Genomic DNA, 17,119 nt, shown 5'->3' with positions numbered 1-17,119 from the left:
CGTGTAGCTGCCGATCGGCAGCACGCGCTTGGGCTCCTTGGCGGTCGGCCCTTCGGCCTTGGGCCGGGGCAGGGTGGCGGGCATCCGGCATTGCGCCGACTGGGCCAGCGCCGCCGAAGGCGCGAGCATGAGCAGCAGGGCAAGGATCAGCCTAGGCATAGTCGAAATCCAGTCCGATGTCCGCCGCCGGCGCCGACTGGGTCAGCCGCCCGACGCTGATATAGGTAACGCCCGTCTCCGCCTTGGCGCGGATCGTGTCCAGCGTCACGCCGCCCGACGCTTCGGTCGGCACCCGGCCGCCCACCAGCGTCACCGCTCCGCGCAGCACGGGCGCGGCCATATTGTCGAGCAGCAGATGCGTGGCGCCGGCGCTCAGCGCCGGTTCGATCTGGTCGATCCGGTCGACTTCGACGATGATGCGTTCGACCCCGGCAGCGACGGCGCGACGCACTGCTTCCTCGACCGACCCGGCGACCGCGACATGATTATCCTTGATCATCGCTGCGTCCCACAGGCCCATGCGGTGATTGGTGGCGCCGCCCATCCGCGTCGCATATTTCTCCAGGACGCGCAGCCCCGGAATCGTCTTGCGCGTGTCGAGCAAGGTCGCGCCCGTTCCCATGATCGCATCGACATAGGCGCGGGTCATCGTCGCGATCCCGGTCAGATGCTGCACCGTGTTGAGCGCCGACCGCTCGGCCGTCAGCATCGCGCGCGCCTTGCCACGGATGCGCATCAGGTCAGTGCCCGCCGCGACCCGGTCACCGTCCCGGTGCAGCATCTCGATCTCGACCTGCGGATCGAGCGCGCGGAAGAAGGCTACCGCGACCGGCAGGCCCGCCAGCGTCACTGCGTCGCGGCTGTCCATCACGCCGTCGAACATGGCCTCGGCGGGGATCACCGCCTCGCTGGTGACGTCCCGGCCATCGAGGCCAAGGTCTTCGGCCAGGGTGGCGGCGACAAAGGCGTCAAGGTCGAAGCCGGGAAGCGCGAATGCGTCAGGAAGAAAGCCGTTCATGGGTGCCGTCTTTCATGGCTGCCAGGAAATCGCAATAGCGCGCCTCCACTTCATCGAGCGACGGCCCGGCCAGCTCCAGCCGCGCCTGCGCCATCAGCAATGCGCCCTCCTCGCGCAGCCGCGCGCGCCGACCGGTCAGGCTGATGGTCGATCCTGCGCCCAGCAAACAATCGAGGAACTGCGCCGCCGCGATCGGGCTGGTCGCCGCCGCCGCGCGGATGCCGCCAAAGCCGCGCCGCACGAAATGATCGAAATCATCGTTCATGGGCACGATCCGGTTCCAGTCATAATCGCCCCGGTCCGGCCCGCCCCGCAAGTCCCGTGCCCCGATCTGCGCTGTCGCCGCCCCCAGCCAGTGCAGCGCGGTGACGGCGGTGAAGGGATCATTGATGCCCGGCGACAGCGCCCGCAGCGCGATTTCCACCAGTTCATCGATCAGGAATTCGATATCCTGTGATGGGGATCGCATCGCTCCCAGCGAGAAACAGTCGCGCAGCCCGTCGGCCATCGCATCGTCCGGCTTCGCGCCGACGACCGCCAGCAGCACCACGTCGGGATGGACGAAATCGCCCGGCCGCAGCCGCAACTCGATCCGACATTCCACATCCCGCGCGATCCGGTCCAGCCCGGCAAAATCGATGATCTGGATATAGCCCGTGCCGGTCGCCGCCACCGGCGCCCCCTGCGGCGGCTGATCCTGCTGCTCGGCGGCGCACTCTTTGGGAAAGCGATCGCGCACGCTGCGCAGAAGCCGCTCGCCAATCCCTTCCAGCACGGCGTTGATGCGGATGGAGGCGGGAACATGGTTCAGGAAATAGACCAGCACCACGATGGAGGCCGCCATCAGGCCAGTGGCGATCAGCAGCGACAGCTGCGGCACGAAGCCGGGGTCGCCCGCCGTTTCATAGGCGTCGCGCACCACGCGCAGCACCAGCACCGAATAGACGAAAGTGGCGATGAAGGTCGCAAGCGACAGCTGGTTGCCGCGATCCTCCATGAAATTGGCGAGCAGGCGCGGGCCATAGCTGCCCGACGCATAGACGACCGCGGCGATGGTGATCGAAAACACGGTCGACGCGACGCCGATCATCGAGCCGGATATGACGTTCAGGACGTTGCGCGCGCCTTCGGGCCGGGCTTCGTCCACCCATTCATGGCTGGTCAGCCATTGCGCCGCGCCATGGCGGTCCAGCCAGACGGTCAGGATCGCCAACAGCGCCGCGCTGGTGGTGAACAGCGCGGGATAGAACCAGTAGCTGGCCCGCGTCCCCTGCCACAGCGCGCGCAGCCGCGCGATCATCGCGGATCAGGCCTCAGCCACGCGGGCCGACATCGCCCTGGCCCACCGTGCCGCTCGCCATGTCCAGCATCCGGTCCAGGCTTTTTTTCGCCTGCAACCGCAATGTCTCGTCCATTTCGATGCGTGGCTGCAAGTCGCGCAGGGCCAGATACAGCTTCTCCATCGTATTGAGCGCCATATAGGGGCAGATATTGCAGTTGCAGTTGCCGTCCGCGCCCGGTGCGCCGATGAAGTTCTTGTCCGGCACCGCCTTTTCCATCTGGTGGATGATATGCGGTTCGGTCGCGACGATCAGCGTATCGCCCGGCATCGTCTTGGCGAAATCCAGGATGCCGCTGGTGGATCCGACATAATCGGCATGGTCGACGATATAGGGCGGGCATTCGGGATGCGCGGCGATGGGCGCGTCGGGGTGCTGCGCCTTGAGCTTGAGCAATTCGGTTTCGCTGAACGCCTCATGCACGATGCACACGCCCGGCCACAGCAGCATGTCGCGGCCCAGCTTACGCTTCAAATATCCGCCCAGATGCTTGTCCGGGCCAAAGATGATCTTCTGATCGGCCGGGATCTGCGCCAGGATCTTTTCGGCGGAGGACGACGTCACGATGATGTCGGACAGCGCCTTCACCTCGGCCGAACAGTTGATGTAGCTCAGCGCAATATGATCGGGATGCGCCTCGCGGAACGCCTTGAACTGGGCAGGGGGGCAACTGTCCTCCAGGCTGCATCCCGCGTCCATGTCCGGCAGCACGACAATCTTGTCCGGGGACAGAATTTTCGCCGTTTCCGCCATGAAGCGGACGCCGCAGAACGCGATGACATCCGCGTCCGTCTCCGCCGCCTTGCGCGACAACTCCAGCGAATCCCCGACGAAATCGGACAGGTCCTGAATCTCGGGCGACTGGTAGTAATGTCCCAGGATGACGGCGTTGCGCTCCTTGCGCAGCCGGTCGATTTCCGCGCGCAGGTCCAGTCCCTGCAATGATCCGCCTATGCCGCCGCGTGCGTCCACCCTGTCATCTCCGTCTAAAGCATTTGGACGGGCAGATAAGCGGGCAAGCGCGGAGGATCAAGGACGGCGATCAGGGATGCCGGGGCCAGTCGGCGTATAAAGGCCGCGCCGCGCCCGGCGTCCCTGCGGTCGCGGCGTCGCCGATCGCCCGGCCGACGGGGCTGAAGGCTATGACCTCCGCAACGATCTGCGTGCCAAACAGGAGGGCAAGGCCCCAAATATAGGCAGGATGGATCACGCCGACCCGCCCTTTGTCCCGCCACATCCCTGCAATGATGAACAGCGCAGGAAAGGCCACCGCCGAAATCACCCAGGCCATCGGCATCATGAGCGGCAGAGGCAATAGTCGGCCGAACCCCGGCCCTGTGATCGACGCCATCGCGCACAGCATCAGCCGGCTGTGCCAGTCGGTACGGCGCCGCATGCGGATCGCCCACAGGACGATCGCGGCAAAGGTAAGGATGCCGATCGGATTGCCGATCAGAAATTCGTCACGGGCAAAGAAGAAGGGGCCGCCATATGCGCGAATGACGTGAATCGTGATCGCCATCCCCAGCACGACCATCGCAGGCACCCAGGCCAGGGCCAGCCAGCCCAATTGCTTGTGAAGCCTGGTCGATCCGGTCGCCACCAATCCCGTCTGAAGCAGGTAGAGCACAACCCAGCCAAAAAAGGCGACGGCATGGACATGATACAGGATCGGCGACGCGAAGCTGGATCGTTGGAACAGGATGTTGGTGGAAAAACCCGCGATCAGCACGAAAGCCATGATGCAGGCGCTGATGAAGAAAAAACGATGCTCTCGCTTTAAAACGGTTGCAGCCGATACTGTCTTCGTCGCCATGATGCCCCCACGCATGCCTGACTGACGTGATGATATCATTGCCGAGGGGGATCGGTCAATTTGACCCGATCATCGTCCTATCGATGCCGGGCCAGCACCTCGTTGATCGGCGTGGTAACGTCCCATCGCTCGCGATTGTCGCCCTTTCTTTCGGGCGGGAAGGTGACGATCACGCGCGCATCGCCATAGCCCATGGCAGCGAGCGGCGCGCCCATCAGCTTGGCGAGCGCGGTGCGCCCATATTCGCGCGCCTGCGCCATGCGTTCGGGCGACCGCGCCGACGCTTTCGCCCGCGCTTCGGCATGGGCCGACGCCCGGCGGCTGAGCGCCTCGCCCGCCTCGCGCGTGACGAACAGGCCGCTGGTGCGCACCAGCGTGCGGCGCGCCTCGTCCAGATTGGGCGTGTCGGCCTTCACATCGGGCGCGTTGACGATCAGCGTGCGGCGCTGCTCGTCCCATTCCAGGTCATTGGCGGACAGGCCCGACAGGTCGACGAAATAATCCACCGTATAGGGCATCTTCACCACCTGATCAGACTTCAGCCAGCCAAAGCCGCGCACATCGCGCGCGGTGCTCTGGATCGTGCCATTGAGGCGCGACACGCGCAGGCTGCTGCTGCCGGCGATCCGCTCGGCGATGATCTTCGTCACCGCCGATCCGTCATCCTCGACGCTCACCACATAGTCGCGATTATAGCGTTGCCAGCCCACCAGCATCGCCGCCCCCACGATCAGGATCAGCAACGCAGCGGCGACCGGCCCGGCATAGGCTTTCAGGTCGCGCGCCACAGCCCGTCCTCCGCCGGATGGGCCAGCCCCCGGCCATTGAGGTCGATCAGATGCGCCAGCACCGACCGGCCCGCCGCGCCATAAAGCCGCGGGTCGACGCCCTTGTACATCTCCGCGACCATGTCGGGGATAGCGCTGTCGCCATGGCGCGCCAGGAACCGCAAAATCTGGCCCTCGCGCTGCTTGCGGTGCCCCATCATGCCGCGCACCAACCGCTGCGGGTTTTCAACCGGATCGCCATGGGCGGGGTAGTAGATCCCGTCGTCCCGCTCGGCCAGACGCTGCATCGACCGCATATAAGCGGTCATGTCGCCATCGGGGGGCGAAATCACGCTGGTCGACCAGCCCATGACATGATCGCCGGTGAACAGCGCCTTTTCTTCGCGCAGCGCGAAACAGAGATGGTTGGACGTGTGGCCCGGAGTCGCCACCGCTTCCAGCGTCCAGCCCGGCCCTTCGACAGTCTCGCCATCTGCCAGCACCTTATCGGGCCGATAGTCTGCGTCGAACGCTGCATCTGCGCGCGGGCCGTCATCCTCCAGCGTCAGTGGCGCGCAGCCGATGACCGGCGCGCCTGTCGCCGCACTTAGGGGCCGCGCCGCCGGGCTGTGGTCGCGATGGGTATGGGTGCACAGAATCGCGACGACCGGCCGCCCGCCAATCGCCCGCGCGATCGCGGACAGATGATCGGGCTGGTCCGGCCCCGGATCGATCACCGCCACCGCCTCGCCGCCCACGACATAGGTCTGCGTACCGGTATAGGTGAAGGGCGAAGGGTTGGGCGCCAGCACGCGGCGCACCAGCGGCGACAGCGTCATCATGATGCCGGTCGGCAGGTCGGCCGGATCGAAAGGGGATGCCATATGTCCCATGTGCCTCTTTCGCCCCGAATTTCAAGAGCGCCTGTCCCTCCCCACTGTCAGCGCCCGGGTCAGCGATTGCCCCCGATCAGGTCGCCAAATTCGCCCAGCACCGAACCTTCGCCCCTGTTTTGCCCGCCACGGCTGCCGGCTGCCGCCAGCATTCGTCCCGCAAGGCGCGAAAAGGGCAGGGACTGGATCCACACATGGCCCGGCCCGCGCAACCGCGCGAAGAACGCGCCTTCGCCGCCGAAGATCATGGATTTGACGCCGCCTGCCGCCACCAGATCGAAATCGACGCCGGGCGTCATTGCCGCCAGGCAGCCGGTGTCCACATGCAGTTCCTCGCCCGGCGCCAGTTCCTTTTCAACCAGCGTGCCGCCCATCTGCACGAACACCCATCCATCGCCCGACAGCCGCTGCATGATGAAGCCTTCGCCGCCGAACAGCCCGGTCATGATCCGCTTCTGGAAATGCACGCCGATCGCCACGCCCTTGGCGGCGGCCAGGAAACTGTCCTTCTGGCAAATCAGCGCGCCGCCATATTGGTCCAGCTTGAGCGGCAGGATGGATCCCGGCGTTGGCGATGCAAAGGCGACCCGCGCCTTGCCGTGGCCCTGATGGGTGAAGACCGTGGTGAACAGGCTCTCGCCCGTCACCAGCCGCTTGCCCGCACCCAGCAGCTTGCCCATGAAACCGCCATCCGCGCCGCCGCTGCCGTCGCCGAACACCGTGGTCATGCTGATCGCGCCGTCCTTCCACACCATTGCGCCCGCTTCGGCGACCGCGCTTTCGCCCGGATCCAGTTCGATCTCCAGAAACTGCAGTTCCTGGCCCTTGATTTCGAAATCAATGTCATCGGACAGGCTGGCGCTGCGATGATGGCTCCAGGGGGAATTGGGCATGGACATGCACTCCTGCGGATCAAAGGATGCCCCTCCTTACCGGATCGCGTCATGCCCGAAAACCGTTCACTCTTGCCCATGCGCCTGTGCCATTTCAGGCCAGTGCGTCGCTGGGTGTTCGCGCGCGCTTGGCGGCACGCCTGCAAGCCTCTATGCAGCGCGCCATGCGCATCCTGTCCACAGCCCTGCTCCTGTCCGTCGCCGTCGCCGCGACCGCGCTCGCACAGGGCCAGTCCGCGCCTTTCACACTCAGCGACTCGGGGCGTGGCTATGCCACCCTGTCCGATGCCCTGAACGCGATCGGCGACGGGCAGGGGACCATCATCGTCGCGCCCGGCACCTATCGCCAATGCGCGGTGCAGCAGGCCGGCGTCGTCACCATTCGCGCCGCAAAGCCCGGCACCGCGATCTTCGACGGCGTGCCGTGCGAAGGCAAGGGCGCGCTCGTCGCGCGCGGCCGCGCCACCACCGTCGATGGCATCGTCTTCCAGAATATTCGCGTGCCCGACGGCAATGGCGCTGGCATCCGCCTCGAAAAGGGCGACCTCACCGTCACCAACAGCCTGTTCCGCAATAGCGAGGAAGGCATTTTGACCGGCGACTATGCCGGCGGCCGCGTCAGCATCGACAAGTCCACTTTCCGCAAGCTCGGCCGGTGCGACCGCGATCTCGATTGCGCTCATGGCATCTATATCGGCCGCCTCGCCAGCCTCTCCGTCACCAACAGCCGCTTCGATGAAGGCAATGGCGGTCATTATCTTAAAACCCGCACGCCGCGCGTCACCATCACCGGCAACAGTTTCGACGACAGCGCCGGGCACCTGACCAATTACATGATCGACCTGTCCAACGGCGCGACCGGCACGATCAGCGGCAATGAAATGGTGCAGGGCAAGGACAAGGACAACTGGTCCGCCTTCATCACCGTCGCGCCCGAAGGCCGCGAGAACAGCAGCGCGGGCCTTGTCATCGACGGCAATCGCGCTGGCTTCGTGCCGGGGCTGGAGCGCGGCTCCACCTTCGTCGCCAATTTCACCGACGATGCCGTGCGCATCGGCCGCAACCAGCTTGCGCCCTCGATGAAGGTCAGCGACCGGCGCTGACTTGCGCCGTCGTCGCTCTGGCGCGATAAGCCGCTCATGCGCACCACCTATGACGGCGCGACCGTGCGCCTCTATCATCTGGGCGATGACGGCGGCGTCACCACCTTGCTCTATGGCCCTTTGACCGAAGCGCTGCACGTCGCCGAACAGCAGCCTGCCGAGATGCAGGACGGCCTCTTCATCGCCACCGACAATGACGTCGTCGCCTATCTCGACCTGATCGCGGAATAGCGCGTCACGCTTCGGGCCGCGTCCAGATCCAGCTCCCGCCGATCAGCGCGGCGGCGACCGGGATCAGGAACCAGGGCCAGGGCGACAGGATGAGCGCCAGCACTATGCTGAACCCGAACGCCGCCACCGCCGCGACCTTGCCCCGCCGGCTGATTGCCCCATGTTCGCGCCAGCGGCGGATATGCGGACCGAACTGCCGATGATTGAGCAGCTTGGCCTCCAGCCGCGGACTCGATCGTGCAAAGCAGAAGGCGGCCAGGATCATGAATGGCACCGTCGGCAACAGCGGCAGAAACGCCCCGATCGCGCCCAAACCGATCGAAAGAAACCCCGCGATAAGATAGAGATGCCGCCGCATGGGCTCCGCCGCCCTTAAAGCCGCTTGCTCAGGAAAAAGCGTTTTTCCCCGACCGGATGATCGGCAATCTCACCGCACAGGCTGAACCCCATTTTTTCATAGAAACCCCGCGCCTGAAAGGAATAGGTGTCGAGCCAGATGCCGATGCAATCCTGCGCCCGGGCAAGCTCCTCTGCCCTGCGCATCAGGGCCGTGCCATGGTCGGCGCCGCGATGCGCCTCGGGAATCGCAAGAAATTCGATGAACATCCAGTCATAGCTGCACTTGCCCCACAGGCCGCCGACATGCTGGCCTGCGTCATCGGTCAGCAATATGGCGACCGGCCGCGTTCTGGGATCACCCGCGCGGTCGATATTATAGGCGCGCAGCGGCGCGATCACGGCATCCCGATCCTCGTCGGAAGGCTGTTCGGGAACGGTCAGGCGCAAAGTCATGCGGCTGTCTTAGCGGTTGCGCCCCGGCATACAATGCCGCCGGCCCCGCGTCACGCCGCGGGCAGCCGCAACCGCACCAGCAGCCCCCCCAGATCCTCGCTTTCCTCCAGCGCGACGGCGCCGCCGTAAATCTCTGCCACATCGCGCACGATGGCCAGGCCAAGGCCGGTCCCGGGCTTCCCCGAATCGAGCCGCACGCCCCGGTCGAAGATGCGCACCCGTTCCTCTTCGGGAATGCCCATGCCGTCATCCTCGACCGCTATCTCGATCATGCCGGCCGCGCGGCCCACCGTCGCGAACACGCTGCCGCCGCCATATTTCGCGGCATTCTCGATCAGGTTGCCCAGCATCTCGTCCAGGTCCTGCCGCTCCACCCGCACTGCGGCCGTCTTGTCGCCGTCCATGTCGATCCGCGCGTCGGGATAGAGGCGCTGGACGGCGCGCTCCACCGCGCCCAGGCTTTTCCACACATCCGCCCGGCTCTGCGCCGCGCCGCGCCGGCCGACCGCGCGGGCGCGGGCCAGATGATGATCGACCTGCCGCCGCATCGTCGTCGCCTCGCGGATCACCGCGTCGCCAAGGTCCGGCGCCTTGGCGGTCGCTGCGTTCATGATGACGGTCAGCGGCGTCTTGAGCGCATGGGCCAGGTTGCCGGCATGGGTGCGCGCTTCTTCCGCCTGCCGCTCATTATGGGCAAGGAGGGCGTTCAATTCCTCCACCATCGGCAATACTTCGGCCGGCATCGGTTCTGTCACCCGGCTTTTCTCGCCCGCCCGCATCCGGATGATTTCCAGCCGGACCTTGCGCAGCGGGCGCAGACCGTAGATCGTCTGCAACGTCGCCAGCACGAACAGCCCGAGCGCCAGCAGCGCGAAACTCTTGAACAGGGTGGATCGCAATGTCTTGATCTGCGCGTCCAGTCCCGACCGCGCCTGCGCCACCATGAACAACCAGTGCGTGTCCGATCCGGGCAGCACCACCGTGCGCTCCATGATGCGCAAGTCCTCGCCGGGGAACTGCTTGCTGTTATAGACGTGCAACTGGCGATCATTATGTTCGGCCGGCGCCTTGAGCGCCCGGTCCCACAAGGACCGCGACCGCCAATCCTCACGCCCCTTGGCGCTGATCTGGTAATAGAGCCCGCTATTGGGCTCCAGGAATCGCTGGTCGGCCAGTTCCCGGTTGAACAGCACCTCGCCGTCCGGGCCGATTTCGGATGCGGCGATCATCGCGGTCAGCACATAATTCATGCCGTCGTCGAAATTGCGCGTGATCGCGTCCGACAGCACGCGGTCCAGCGCCACGCCGCCGCCGATCAGCAGCACACTGATCCACAGTGCGGCAATGCCGATCATGCGCCGGCTGATGGAGCCGGTCGACCGGACGGGGGGAGGGGCTGTCGCGTCGGTCACTATCTACCGTTCGGTTCGAGCAGCTTCGAGCGAAGCCGAGAAGCGCCCGTCGAGAACAAGAGCGCCAGGACCTGTTCTCGACAAGCTCGAACCGAACGGGCTGGAGCGGCGGTGATTTTTACCGCCCCGGCTCGTCCAGGCTGTACCCCAGACCCCGGATGGTGGTGATGACGTCGGCGCCCAGCTTCTTGCGGATGCGCGTCACGAACACTTCGATCGTATTGGAATCGCGGTCGAAATCCTGATCGTAGATATGCTCGATCAGCTCGGTGCGGCTCACCACCTTGCCTTTGTGATGGAGGAGGTAGCTCAGCAGCTTATATTCCTGCGCCGTCAGCTTTACCGGATCGCCCTTCAGCGTAACCTTGCCCGACCGCGTGTCCAGCCGCACGTCGCCCGCCGTCAGTTCGCTCGATGCATTGCCCGACGCCCGGCGGATAAGCGCGCGCAGCCGGGCGATCAGTTCCTCGCTCTGGAAGGGCTTGGCCAGATAATCGTCCGCTCCCGCGTCCAGCCCCGCGACCTTGTCGGACCAGCTGTCGCGCGCGGTCAGCACAAGCACCGGGAAGGTCTTGCCTTCCTTGCGCCACCGGTCGAGCACGGTCAGCCCGTCGATCGTGGGCAGGCCCAGGTCCAGCACGACCGCGTCATAGCTTTCGGTCGATCCCAGGAAATGCCCATCCTCGCCATCCGTCGCCAGATCGACGGCATAGCCCGCGCCTTCCAGCGTGGTTCTGAGCTGATGGCCCAGGCTCGGTTCATCCTCGACGATCAGCAGGCGCATGGGCGTGTATTTCCGTTTCTGTTATAACCAGGGTGCAGCGCGGGGTCAGCGCGCCATCGCGATAATATCGCCCGTCCGGCCGTCGGCATCAACCCACATGACCTTGCCGTTCTTCACATATTTGAGGCGATAGCGGTTGGATGACGGATTGAACTCGCTCCCGACATAGGTCGCGCCCCCCACCGCGGCGTCGACGCGGCGCTTGATCATGGAAAAGGGCATGACATGCCCGTCCAGCATCGCGCGGCGGGCGGCATCCTGTTCGTCCCGGCGTCCGCCCGCGTCGGCGGCGGGGATCGTCACCATGGCGGCCATCAGCATGCCGGTGCCGGCTGTCAGGCTTTTCCACTTCATCGTCATGGGCATGCCATAGGTGCGGTCCATTGAACAGGTGGTGAATGATGGCTGCGCGGAGGTGGCTGGAAAGCCGCGCCGTGCTCGATTATGGCCTTGTCTCATGATGATGCATGACGAAAGGCCCGTCGCCGATCCGCCACTCTGGCGCGCCGTGCCCCGCTGGTGGCGCGGCCATGTGATCCGCGAAATCGACCATCAGGCGGTGGTGGACCGGGTGCGCGAGGATGACGGATGGAGCCCGCGCTACGCGTTCATGATCCTCATGTCGGCGGGCATCGCGGTGCTGGGGCTGCTGCTCTCCTCGCCGGCCGTCGTCATCGGCGCGATGCTCATTTCCCCGCTTATGGGACCGATCGTGGGCCTTGGCTTCGCGCTCGCCACCGTCGATTCGCGCGAGATTCGCCGTACCCTCTTCACGCTGGCGGTCGGCGCGCTCATCGCCATCCTCTTCACCGCCTTCATCGTTCTTCTCTCCCCGCTTCAGACGGTGACGACCGAAATCGCCGCGCGCACCCGGCCCAACCTGTTCGACCTCATGGTTGCGCTCTTTTCCGCGCTGGCGGGTGCCTATGCGATGATCCGGGGGAAGGCGGGCACCATCGTCGGCGTCGCCATCGCCACCGCGTTGATGCCGCCGCTCGCAACCGTCGGCTTTGGTGTCGCGACGCTCAACGCCACCGTGGCGGGCGGCGCGTTTCTCCTCTTCTTCACCAACTTCGTGACGATTGCACTGGCGGCGGGCATCATGGCGCGCCTCTATGGCTTTGGCCGCGAGCTTTCTCCCCGGCAAAGCTGGATACAAAGCGTCTTCATCGGCGTGATCTTCTTCGCGCTGGCGGTGCCGCTCGGCCTGTCGCTGCGCCAGATCGCCTGGGAATCCAATGCCGCCCGCGAAGCGCGCGATGTCATCCGCCGCGAATTTGCCGATGATGCCCGCATCTCGCAGCTCGACATAGATTTCGACGCCCGGCCGCTGTCCGTCACCGCCAGCGTCCTGACCAGCCGCTACGAACGCAACGCCACGACGCGCGCCAGCCGCGTGCTCAGCGACATGCTGGGCCAGCCCGTCGCGCTCGACATCGAGCAGATTCGCGTTGGCGAAGGGACCGACACCGAAAACGCCCAGCTGCTCGCCGTCCAGACCGCGCGGCGCGAAGTGCAGGGTCAGGTCGATCGCCTGACCGACCGGCTTGCGCTCATCGCCGGGGTCGATCCCGACGCCGTCACCATCGACACTGGGCGCAAGCGGGCGCTGGTGCGCGCGCGGCCACTCCCCGAAGCGGGCCTTGCCACCTACCGCGTGCTCGAACAGCGCGCCGCCGCCATGGCACCGGGCTGGACGATAGAGGTCGAACCGCCCGTGCTGCCGCTGCCTAACATCGCGCTCAACGAAGATGGCGCGCCGGCCAATGCCGAAACGCTGGCGCTCGCTTTATGGGCCGCGCAGCGTATCGGCCTGCCGATAGACATGGCCATAGGCGGCGATGATCATGCCGCTCTGACGCAACCCTTCGCCGATCGCGGCATTGATGTGCGCCTGACCCAAGGCGCCAGCGCGGACCGGGCGGCCCTGCGCTGGCGCATCGCGGAATGACGGCGGCTTCAGCGCGTCATTTGTCCAGCGCATATTGGACGGTCAGCGTCACCGACGCGCTGACCTGCCCCGGCTCAACCGGCGTCACCGGCGCGGCATCAGCCTTGAACCGGGCGCTCTGCATCATCGGCATGGGCGGCTGCCCGCCGCTGTTGCTCTCGCTGATCGACACCAGCCGCGCGGAACGATAGCCAGCCGCCTGCGCATAATAATCCGCCTGCGCCTTCGCGCTCTTGAGCGCTGCTCCGCGCGCCTGCACCAGCATGGGCGAAGGGTCGTCGATCGAAAAGGTCGGCCCGCTGATATTGGTCGCGCCCGCCGCCACCATGGCGTCCAGCGACGTGCCGACGCGCTTGATGTCACGCAGCTTTACCGTCAGCTGGTTCGACGCCTCATAACCGATGAAGCGCGGTCCCTGCGGCTGGCCATCCTGATTATTATAATCATATTGGGCGCTCAGATTGATGCCGCTGGTCTGGATATCCTTCTTGGCGATCCCGGCCTTGGCCAGCGCCGCGATCAGCTTTTCCGTCTGCGCGGCATTTTGCTGCATCGCCGCCTGCGCGGTCGGCGCGCGGGTCTGGACGCCGGTGCCCACGGTCGCGATATCGGGCGCGGCTTCGACGCTTTCGGTGACGTTCAGCGTCACGACCGGCGCTGTCTCCGCGATGGTGACGCTGGTCTGCGCGAAGCCGGCTGCGGGAATCGCGGCGGCGCCAAGCGCCATCAGGGCGAGGGCGGATTTCATCTATGGGTCTCCTCTGCAAAAATCGCTGCATCCGCAATTGGCGGGGATGCGATGAACGGACGCTGTGCAGCGTTGAAAGCCGTGCGACAGCTTTCCGGTTCCCCACTTGCCCTGCCACGCCTTACCCCCTAGCTGCACCGCCATGGCGGCTCCCATCCTCTCCTTCGAAAATCTCGGCCTCAGCCAGGGTACGCACTGGCTGTTCCGCAACATCGACATTCATGTCGGCCAGCGCGACCGGCTGGCGCTCATCGGCCGCAACGGCGCGGGCAAGACGACGCTGCTCAAGCTCATCGGCGGTCAGATCGAACCGGATGAAGGCACCCGCTCGGTCCAGCCGGGCGCGCGCGTCATCACGCTGGAACAGGACCCGGACGTCACGCCCTTTGCGACGCTGCATGATTTCGCGCTCGCGGGCGACTATGCGCCGCCCGCGCATGAGGTGGAGGCGATTGCCGACCAGCTCGGCATCGACCTGTCGCGCGAAGCGAAGACCGCGAGTGGAGGTGAGCGCCGCCGCGCCGCCATCGCCCGCGCGCTCGCCAGCGAACCCGACCTGCTGCTGCTCGACGAACCGACCAACCATCTCGACATCGCGGCGATCGACTGGATCGAAAACTGGATGGCGCGCTACAATGGCGCCTTCATCGTCATCAGCCACGACCGCGCTTTCCTGACGCGCCTTACCCGCCAGACGCTCTGGCTCGACCGGGGGTCGATGCGCCGCAACGAGATCGGCTTTGGCGGTTTTGAACAATGGATGGAGGCGGTCTACGCCGAAGAGGCGCGGGCGGCCGAAAAGCTGGACGCCAAGCTCAAGATCGAGGCGCACTGGCTGGAACGCGGCGTCACCGCCCGGCGCAAGCGTAACCAGGGCCGCCTCGCCAAGCTATGGGAGATGCGCGCCCAGCGCGCCGCGATGCAGGGGCCGCAGGGCACCGCCAAGATCGCCGTCGCCAGCGACGACAGCAAGACCAAGAGCGTCATCAAGGCCGAGCATGTCACGAAGGCGTTCGGCGATCGCACCATCATCAACGACTTCACCCTGCGCGTGCAGCGCGGCGACCGCATCGGCATCGTCGGCGGCAATGGCGCTGGCAAATCGACATTGCTCAAGCTGCTGACCGGCCAGCTTGCGCCCGACAGCGGCGAGGTGACGCTCGCCAAGACGCTCGACATGATCTTCATCGACCAGCAGCGCAGCCTGATGCAAGGCGACAAGACCGTTCGCGACGTGCTGGCCGAAGGGGGCGACTGGATCGACGTGCGCGGGGTGCGAAAGCACGTCCATGGCTATTTGAAGGACTTCCTGTTCGACCCCGGTCTGGCCGAAGCGAAGGTCGGCACCCTGTCGGGTGGCGAACGCTCGCGGCTCCTGTTCGCGCGCGAATTTGCCCGCGAATCGAACCTGCTCGTGCTTGACGAGCCGACCAACGATCTTGACCTTGAAACGCTCGATCTGCTTCAGGAAGTCATCGCCGACTATGACGGCACCGTCCTGATCGTCAGCCATGACCGCGATTTCCTCGACCGCACCGTTACGGTGACGCTCGGCCTCGACGGGTCGGGAACGGTCGACGTCATCGTCGGCGGCTATGCCGACTGGATTGCCAAGCGCGATCCGCGCAAGGCCGCGAAGGCGGAAAAGAAGGACGCCGCGCCGCCGCCCCCGCCCAAGCCCGTCTCCGCCAAGCTCAGCTACAAGGACCAGCGTGATCTTGATCTGCTGCCGGGGCGGATCGAGGAACTGGAAGCCGCGATCGCCCGCGATGAGGCCGCGCTCGCCGATCCCGCGCTCTACACCCGCGATCCCGGCAAATTCGCCGCGCTGACCAAAGCCATAGAACAGGCCCGCGCCGACAAGGATGCGGCGGAGGAACGCTGGCTCGACCTCGCGGAAAAGGCGGAAGGGCTGGCGGGCTGACGCGGCCTGTTCAGTCCTTGCTGGTCGCCGCCTGGCCGCGCCCGGTCGCCGTCCAGTAGATGCCGCCCATCAAATGCGTCAGATAGGTGTAATCGCGATACATCGCCCCTTCATGCCCCAACGTGGTCACGAATACGCGTCCCTTTTCGTACATATGATACCAGGCGATCGGATGGTCCTTGCCCATCGGGCGTGACACCTGGCCGGGCCAGATCTTGGTCGGGTCGTAACTGCTTTCATCCACCCCCAGCACGGTGTTGATCCGCACGTCAAAGGGATTGGTCGTGACGTAGAATTCGTCGCTCCATACCCACCGATCCGGCAGGGCGAAGGCCGCCGGGAAATTGCGGTCCTCCACGGTCACGACGCCGGTCTGCACCATCGGATGCACCCCGACGCGCCGGCCCACCATCTTTTCATACCAGGGCCATTCGCCCGGCGGGGTGATCGCGGCGCGGTGGACGATCATCGCATTGCCGCCACCGCGCATATAGGCTTCGAACTTCGCGCGCTGCCCGGCATTCAATTCCTCACCGGGCGAATTGAGGAACATGACCGCCGCATATTGGCTCAGGTCTTCGTCGAAACTTTCCGGGTGACGCGTCCAGACCAGCTCGAAACTGTGCAGCCGCGCCATCTGCTCCAGGCTGTCGCGCGCGATCGGGATATATTCATAATGATAGGTGTTCGCCTTGGCGAAGACGAGCAGCTTGAACTGGCTTTCGGCCATCGCGGCCGGCGCGACGAACAGGGCGGCGATTGCCAGCAGCACCCGCATCATCATCATCCTCATCGCCGTCCCTCCTGCCCGTCGCGTGAAGTCCGGGGCTTATCGCGCCCCATCGGCCCCGCGCAATCGGCCCGGGCCTCTTCTACGACTATGGTCGGATGCTCTTTGCACTCCGGGCCATCGCGGGGATCGACTTCGCGACCGTGTCACGCCACTGTGCCATCGGAACCGGAAGGAAGCCGATGGAAAGCAGCATCACCGCTCCGCCGCATCACGCTGTCCATTATGTCAACCGCGTCGGTTGGCTGCGGGCGGCCGTGCTGGGGGCCAATGACGGGATCGTCTCAACCGCCAGCCTGATGACCGGCATCGCCGCGTCGGGCGCCTCCGGCCAGTCCGTGCTCTTGTCGGGCATCGCCGCGCTGGTCGCGGGCGCCATGTCGATGGCTGCGGGCGAATATGTCTCGGTCAGCGCCCAGTCGGACACCGAACGCGCCGACCTGGCCAAGGAAGAAAAGGCGCTGCGCATCCAGCCGCATGCCGAATGGATCGAACTGCGCGACATCTATGTCGATCGCGGCCTGACCCCCGATCTCGCGGGGCAGGTGGCGCAGCAATTGATGGATGCCGATGCGCTCGGCGCCCACGCCCGCGATGAACTGGGCATTTCCGACCTGGCGACCGCGCGTCCGGTCCAGGCCGCGCTCGCTTCCGCCG

The 17,119-nt window shown here is 65.5% G+C and carries 19 protein-coding genes; 5 read left to right on the top strand and 14 right to left on the bottom strand.

Annotated elements, in window-relative coordinates:
- Positions 1 to 151 precede the first annotated feature (151 nt).
- The 7 genes from nadC to B2V90_RS19195 form a co-directional block, all read right to left on the bottom strand.
- On the bottom strand, positions 152 to 1,018 hold the full coding sequence (gene nadC / locus B2V90_RS19225) for a carboxylating nicotinate-nucleotide diphosphorylase (protein ID WP_228220627.1): 867 nt from the start codon (positions 1,016 to 1,018) through the stop codon (positions 152 to 154).
- A complete protein-coding gene (locus tag B2V90_RS19220) occupies positions 999 to 2,318 on the bottom strand; it encodes a DUF2254 domain-containing protein (RefSeq protein ID WP_228220628.1) in 1,320 nt (439 codons plus the stop codon). Before B2V90_RS19220 ends, nadC begins: the two co-directional genes overlap by 20 nt.
- 13 nt (positions 2,319 to 2,331) lie before the next feature.
- Complete coding sequence (gene nadA, locus B2V90_RS19215; RefSeq protein WP_228220629.1) at positions 2,332 to 3,330, bottom strand: quinolinate synthase NadA; 999 nt, start codon at positions 3,328 to 3,330, stop codon at positions 2,332 to 2,334.
- Between the two features lie 70 nt (positions 3,331 to 3,400).
- Positions 3,401 to 4,174 carry a hypothetical protein gene (locus B2V90_RS19210; RefSeq protein ID WP_286869196.1) on the bottom strand — a complete coding sequence of 258 codons (774 nt, stop codon included), beginning with the start codon at positions 4,172 to 4,174 and terminating at the stop codon, positions 3,401 to 3,403.
- A gap of 77 nt (positions 4,175 to 4,251) precedes the next feature.
- Positions 4,252 to 4,962 carry a DUF4230 domain-containing protein gene (locus B2V90_RS19205; RefSeq protein WP_228220631.1) on the bottom strand — a complete coding sequence of 237 codons (711 nt, stop codon included), beginning with the start codon at positions 4,960 to 4,962 and terminating at the stop codon, positions 4,252 to 4,254.
- Positions 4,947 to 5,825, bottom strand: a complete 879-nt coding sequence (locus B2V90_RS19200) for an MBL fold metallo-hydrolase (RefSeq protein WP_228220632.1) — start codon at positions 5,823 to 5,825, stop codon at positions 4,947 to 4,949. The genes B2V90_RS19205 and B2V90_RS19200 overlap by 16 nt, the downstream gene beginning before the upstream one ends.
- 68 nt (positions 5,826 to 5,893) lie before the next feature.
- Positions 5,894 to 6,727 (bottom strand): TIGR00266 family protein, encoded by an 834-nt coding sequence (locus tag B2V90_RS19195; RefSeq protein ID WP_228220633.1) that lies wholly within the window; start codon positions 6,725 to 6,727, stop codon positions 5,894 to 5,896.
- A 164-nt stretch (positions 6,728 to 6,891) separates the two neighbouring features.
- Between B2V90_RS19195 and B2V90_RS19190 the strand changes: the two genes are divergently transcribed.
- The gene (locus B2V90_RS19190) at positions 6,892 to 7,830 is read left to right on the top strand and encodes a right-handed parallel beta-helix repeat-containing protein (protein ID WP_228220634.1); all 939 of its coding nucleotides are present in this window, start codon (positions 6,892 to 6,894) and stop codon (positions 7,828 to 7,830) included.
- Positions 7,831 to 7,866: 36 nt separating this feature from the next.
- Entirely contained in the window at positions 7,867 to 8,061 is a 195-nt protein-coding gene (locus tag B2V90_RS19185; protein WP_228220635.1) for a hypothetical protein, read from the top strand.
- 4 nt (positions 8,062 to 8,065) lie between these two features.
- Here the strand turns inward: B2V90_RS19185 and B2V90_RS19180 are convergent, their stop codons facing one another.
- The 5 genes from B2V90_RS19180 to B2V90_RS19160 form a co-directional block, all read right to left on the bottom strand.
- Positions 8,066 to 8,419, bottom strand: coding sequence for a YbaN family protein (locus B2V90_RS19180; protein WP_228220636.1), 354 nt, complete (start codon positions 8,417 to 8,419; stop codon positions 8,066 to 8,068).
- 14 nt (positions 8,420 to 8,433) lie between these two features.
- Entirely contained in the window at positions 8,434 to 8,853 is a 420-nt protein-coding gene (locus B2V90_RS19175) for a GNAT family N-acetyltransferase (protein WP_228220637.1), read from the bottom strand.
- A 50-nt stretch (positions 8,854 to 8,903) separates the two neighbouring features.
- The gene (locus tag B2V90_RS19170) at positions 8,904 to 10,208 is read right to left on the bottom strand and encodes a sensor histidine kinase (protein WP_228220865.1); all 1,305 of its coding nucleotides are present in this window, start codon (positions 10,206 to 10,208) and stop codon (positions 8,904 to 8,906) included.
- A 175-nt stretch (positions 10,209 to 10,383) separates the two neighbouring features.
- Positions 10,384 to 11,049, bottom strand: a complete 666-nt coding sequence (locus tag B2V90_RS19165) for a response regulator transcription factor (RefSeq protein ID WP_009822570.1) — start codon at positions 11,047 to 11,049, stop codon at positions 10,384 to 10,386.
- Positions 11,050 to 11,094: 45 nt separating this feature from the next.
- The gene (locus B2V90_RS19160; RefSeq protein ID WP_228220638.1) at positions 11,095 to 11,433 is read right to left on the bottom strand and encodes a hypothetical protein; all 339 of its coding nucleotides are present in this window, start codon (positions 11,431 to 11,433) and stop codon (positions 11,095 to 11,097) included.
- 73 nt (positions 11,434 to 11,506) lie between these two features.
- On the opposite strand from B2V90_RS19160, the gene B2V90_RS19155 reads away from it, so the two are divergent.
- On the top strand, positions 11,507 to 13,000 hold the full coding sequence (locus B2V90_RS19155; protein ID WP_228220639.1) for a DUF389 domain-containing protein: 1,494 nt from the start codon (positions 11,507 to 11,509) through the stop codon (positions 12,998 to 13,000).
- Between the two features lie 16 nt (positions 13,001 to 13,016).
- On the opposite strand, the gene B2V90_RS19150 is transcribed toward B2V90_RS19155, so the two are convergent.
- Positions 13,017 to 13,748, bottom strand: coding sequence for an SIMPL domain-containing protein (locus tag B2V90_RS19150; protein ID WP_228220640.1), 732 nt, complete (start codon positions 13,746 to 13,748; stop codon positions 13,017 to 13,019).
- Positions 13,749 to 13,890: 142 nt separating this feature from the next.
- On the opposite strand from B2V90_RS19150, the gene B2V90_RS19145 reads away from it, so the two are divergent.
- Complete coding sequence (locus B2V90_RS19145; RefSeq protein WP_228220641.1) at positions 13,891 to 15,672, top strand: ABC-F family ATP-binding cassette domain-containing protein; 1,782 nt, start codon at positions 13,891 to 13,893, stop codon at positions 15,670 to 15,672.
- 10 nt (positions 15,673 to 15,682) lie between these two features.
- Here the strand turns inward: B2V90_RS19145 and B2V90_RS19140 are convergent, their stop codons facing one another.
- Complete coding sequence (locus B2V90_RS19140; RefSeq protein ID WP_228220642.1) at positions 15,683 to 16,465, bottom strand: ThuA domain-containing protein; 783 nt, start codon at positions 16,463 to 16,465, stop codon at positions 15,683 to 15,685.
- A gap of 179 nt (positions 16,466 to 16,644) precedes the next feature.
- Between B2V90_RS19140 and B2V90_RS19135 the strand changes: the two genes are divergently transcribed.
- On the top strand, positions 16,645 to 17,119 hold a 475-nt coding region (locus tag B2V90_RS19135), incomplete at its 3' end, for a VIT1/CCC1 transporter family protein (RefSeq protein ID WP_293922842.1).

Source organism: Sphingobium sp. UBA5915 (assembly GCF_002431195.1).
Lineage (GTDB): Bacteria > Pseudomonadota > Alphaproteobacteria > Sphingomonadales > Sphingomonadaceae > Sphingobium > Sphingobium soli.
The sequence above is the reverse complement of the archived record's forward strand: the minus strand, read 5'-3'. Positions and strand labels throughout refer to the sequence as shown.

Excerpts from the sequence above, each read along its gene's own strand:
- B2V90_RS19180 (WP_228220636.1), bottom strand. The coding sequence starts at position 8,419 with ATGCGGCGGCATCTCTATCTTATCGCGGGGTTTCTTTCGATCGGTTTG.
- B2V90_RS19150 (WP_228220640.1), bottom strand. The coding sequence starts at position 13,748 with ATGAAATCCGCCCTCGCCCTGATGGCGCTTGGCGCCGCCGCGATTCCC.
- B2V90_RS19190 (WP_228220634.1), top strand. The coding sequence starts at position 6,892 with ATGCGCATCCTGTCCACAGCCCTGCTCCTGTCCGTCGCCGTCGCCGCG.
- B2V90_RS19195 (WP_228220633.1), bottom strand. The coding sequence starts at position 6,727 with ATGCCCAATTCCCCCTGGAGCCATCATCGCAGCGCCAGCCTGTCCGAT.
- B2V90_RS19210 (WP_286869196.1), bottom strand. The coding sequence starts at position 4,174 with ATGGCGACGAAGACAGTATCGGCTGCAACCGTTTTAAAGCGAGAGCAT.
- B2V90_RS19200 (WP_228220632.1), bottom strand. The coding sequence starts at position 5,825 with ATGGCATCCCCTTTCGATCCGGCCGACCTGCCGACCGGCATCATGATG.
- B2V90_RS19175 (WP_228220637.1), bottom strand. The coding sequence starts at position 8,853 with ATGACTTTGCGCCTGACCGTTCCCGAACAGCCTTCCGACGAGGATCGG.
- B2V90_RS19220 (WP_228220628.1), bottom strand. The coding sequence starts at position 2,318 with ATGATCGCGCGGCTGCGCGCGCTGTGGCAGGGGACGCGGGCCAGCTAC.
- B2V90_RS19170 (WP_228220865.1), bottom strand. The coding sequence starts at position 10,208 with ATGATCGGCATTGCCGCACTGTGGATCAGTGTGCTGCTGATCGGCGGC.
- B2V90_RS19145 (WP_228220641.1), top strand. The coding sequence starts at position 13,891 with ATGGCGGCTCCCATCCTCTCCTTCGAAAATCTCGGCCTCAGCCAGGGT.
- B2V90_RS19155 (WP_228220639.1), top strand. The coding sequence starts at position 11,507 with ATGATGATGCATGACGAAAGGCCCGTCGCCGATCCGCCACTCTGGCGC.
- B2V90_RS19160 (WP_228220638.1), bottom strand. The coding sequence starts at position 11,433 with ATGGACCGCACCTATGGCATGCCCATGACGATGAAGTGGAAAAGCCTG.
- B2V90_RS19185 (WP_228220635.1), top strand. The coding sequence starts at position 7,867 with ATGCGCACCACCTATGACGGCGCGACCGTGCGCCTCTATCATCTGGGC.
- B2V90_RS19140 (WP_228220642.1), bottom strand. The coding sequence starts at position 16,465 with ATGAGGATGATGATGATGCGGGTGCTGCTGGCAATCGCCGCCCTGTTC.
- nadC (WP_228220627.1), bottom strand. The coding sequence starts at position 1,018 with ATGAACGGCTTTCTTCCTGACGCATTCGCGCTTCCCGGCTTCGACCTT.
- B2V90_RS19165 (WP_009822570.1), bottom strand. The coding sequence starts at position 11,049 with ATGCGCCTGCTGATCGTCGAGGATGAACCGAGCCTGGGCCATCAGCTC.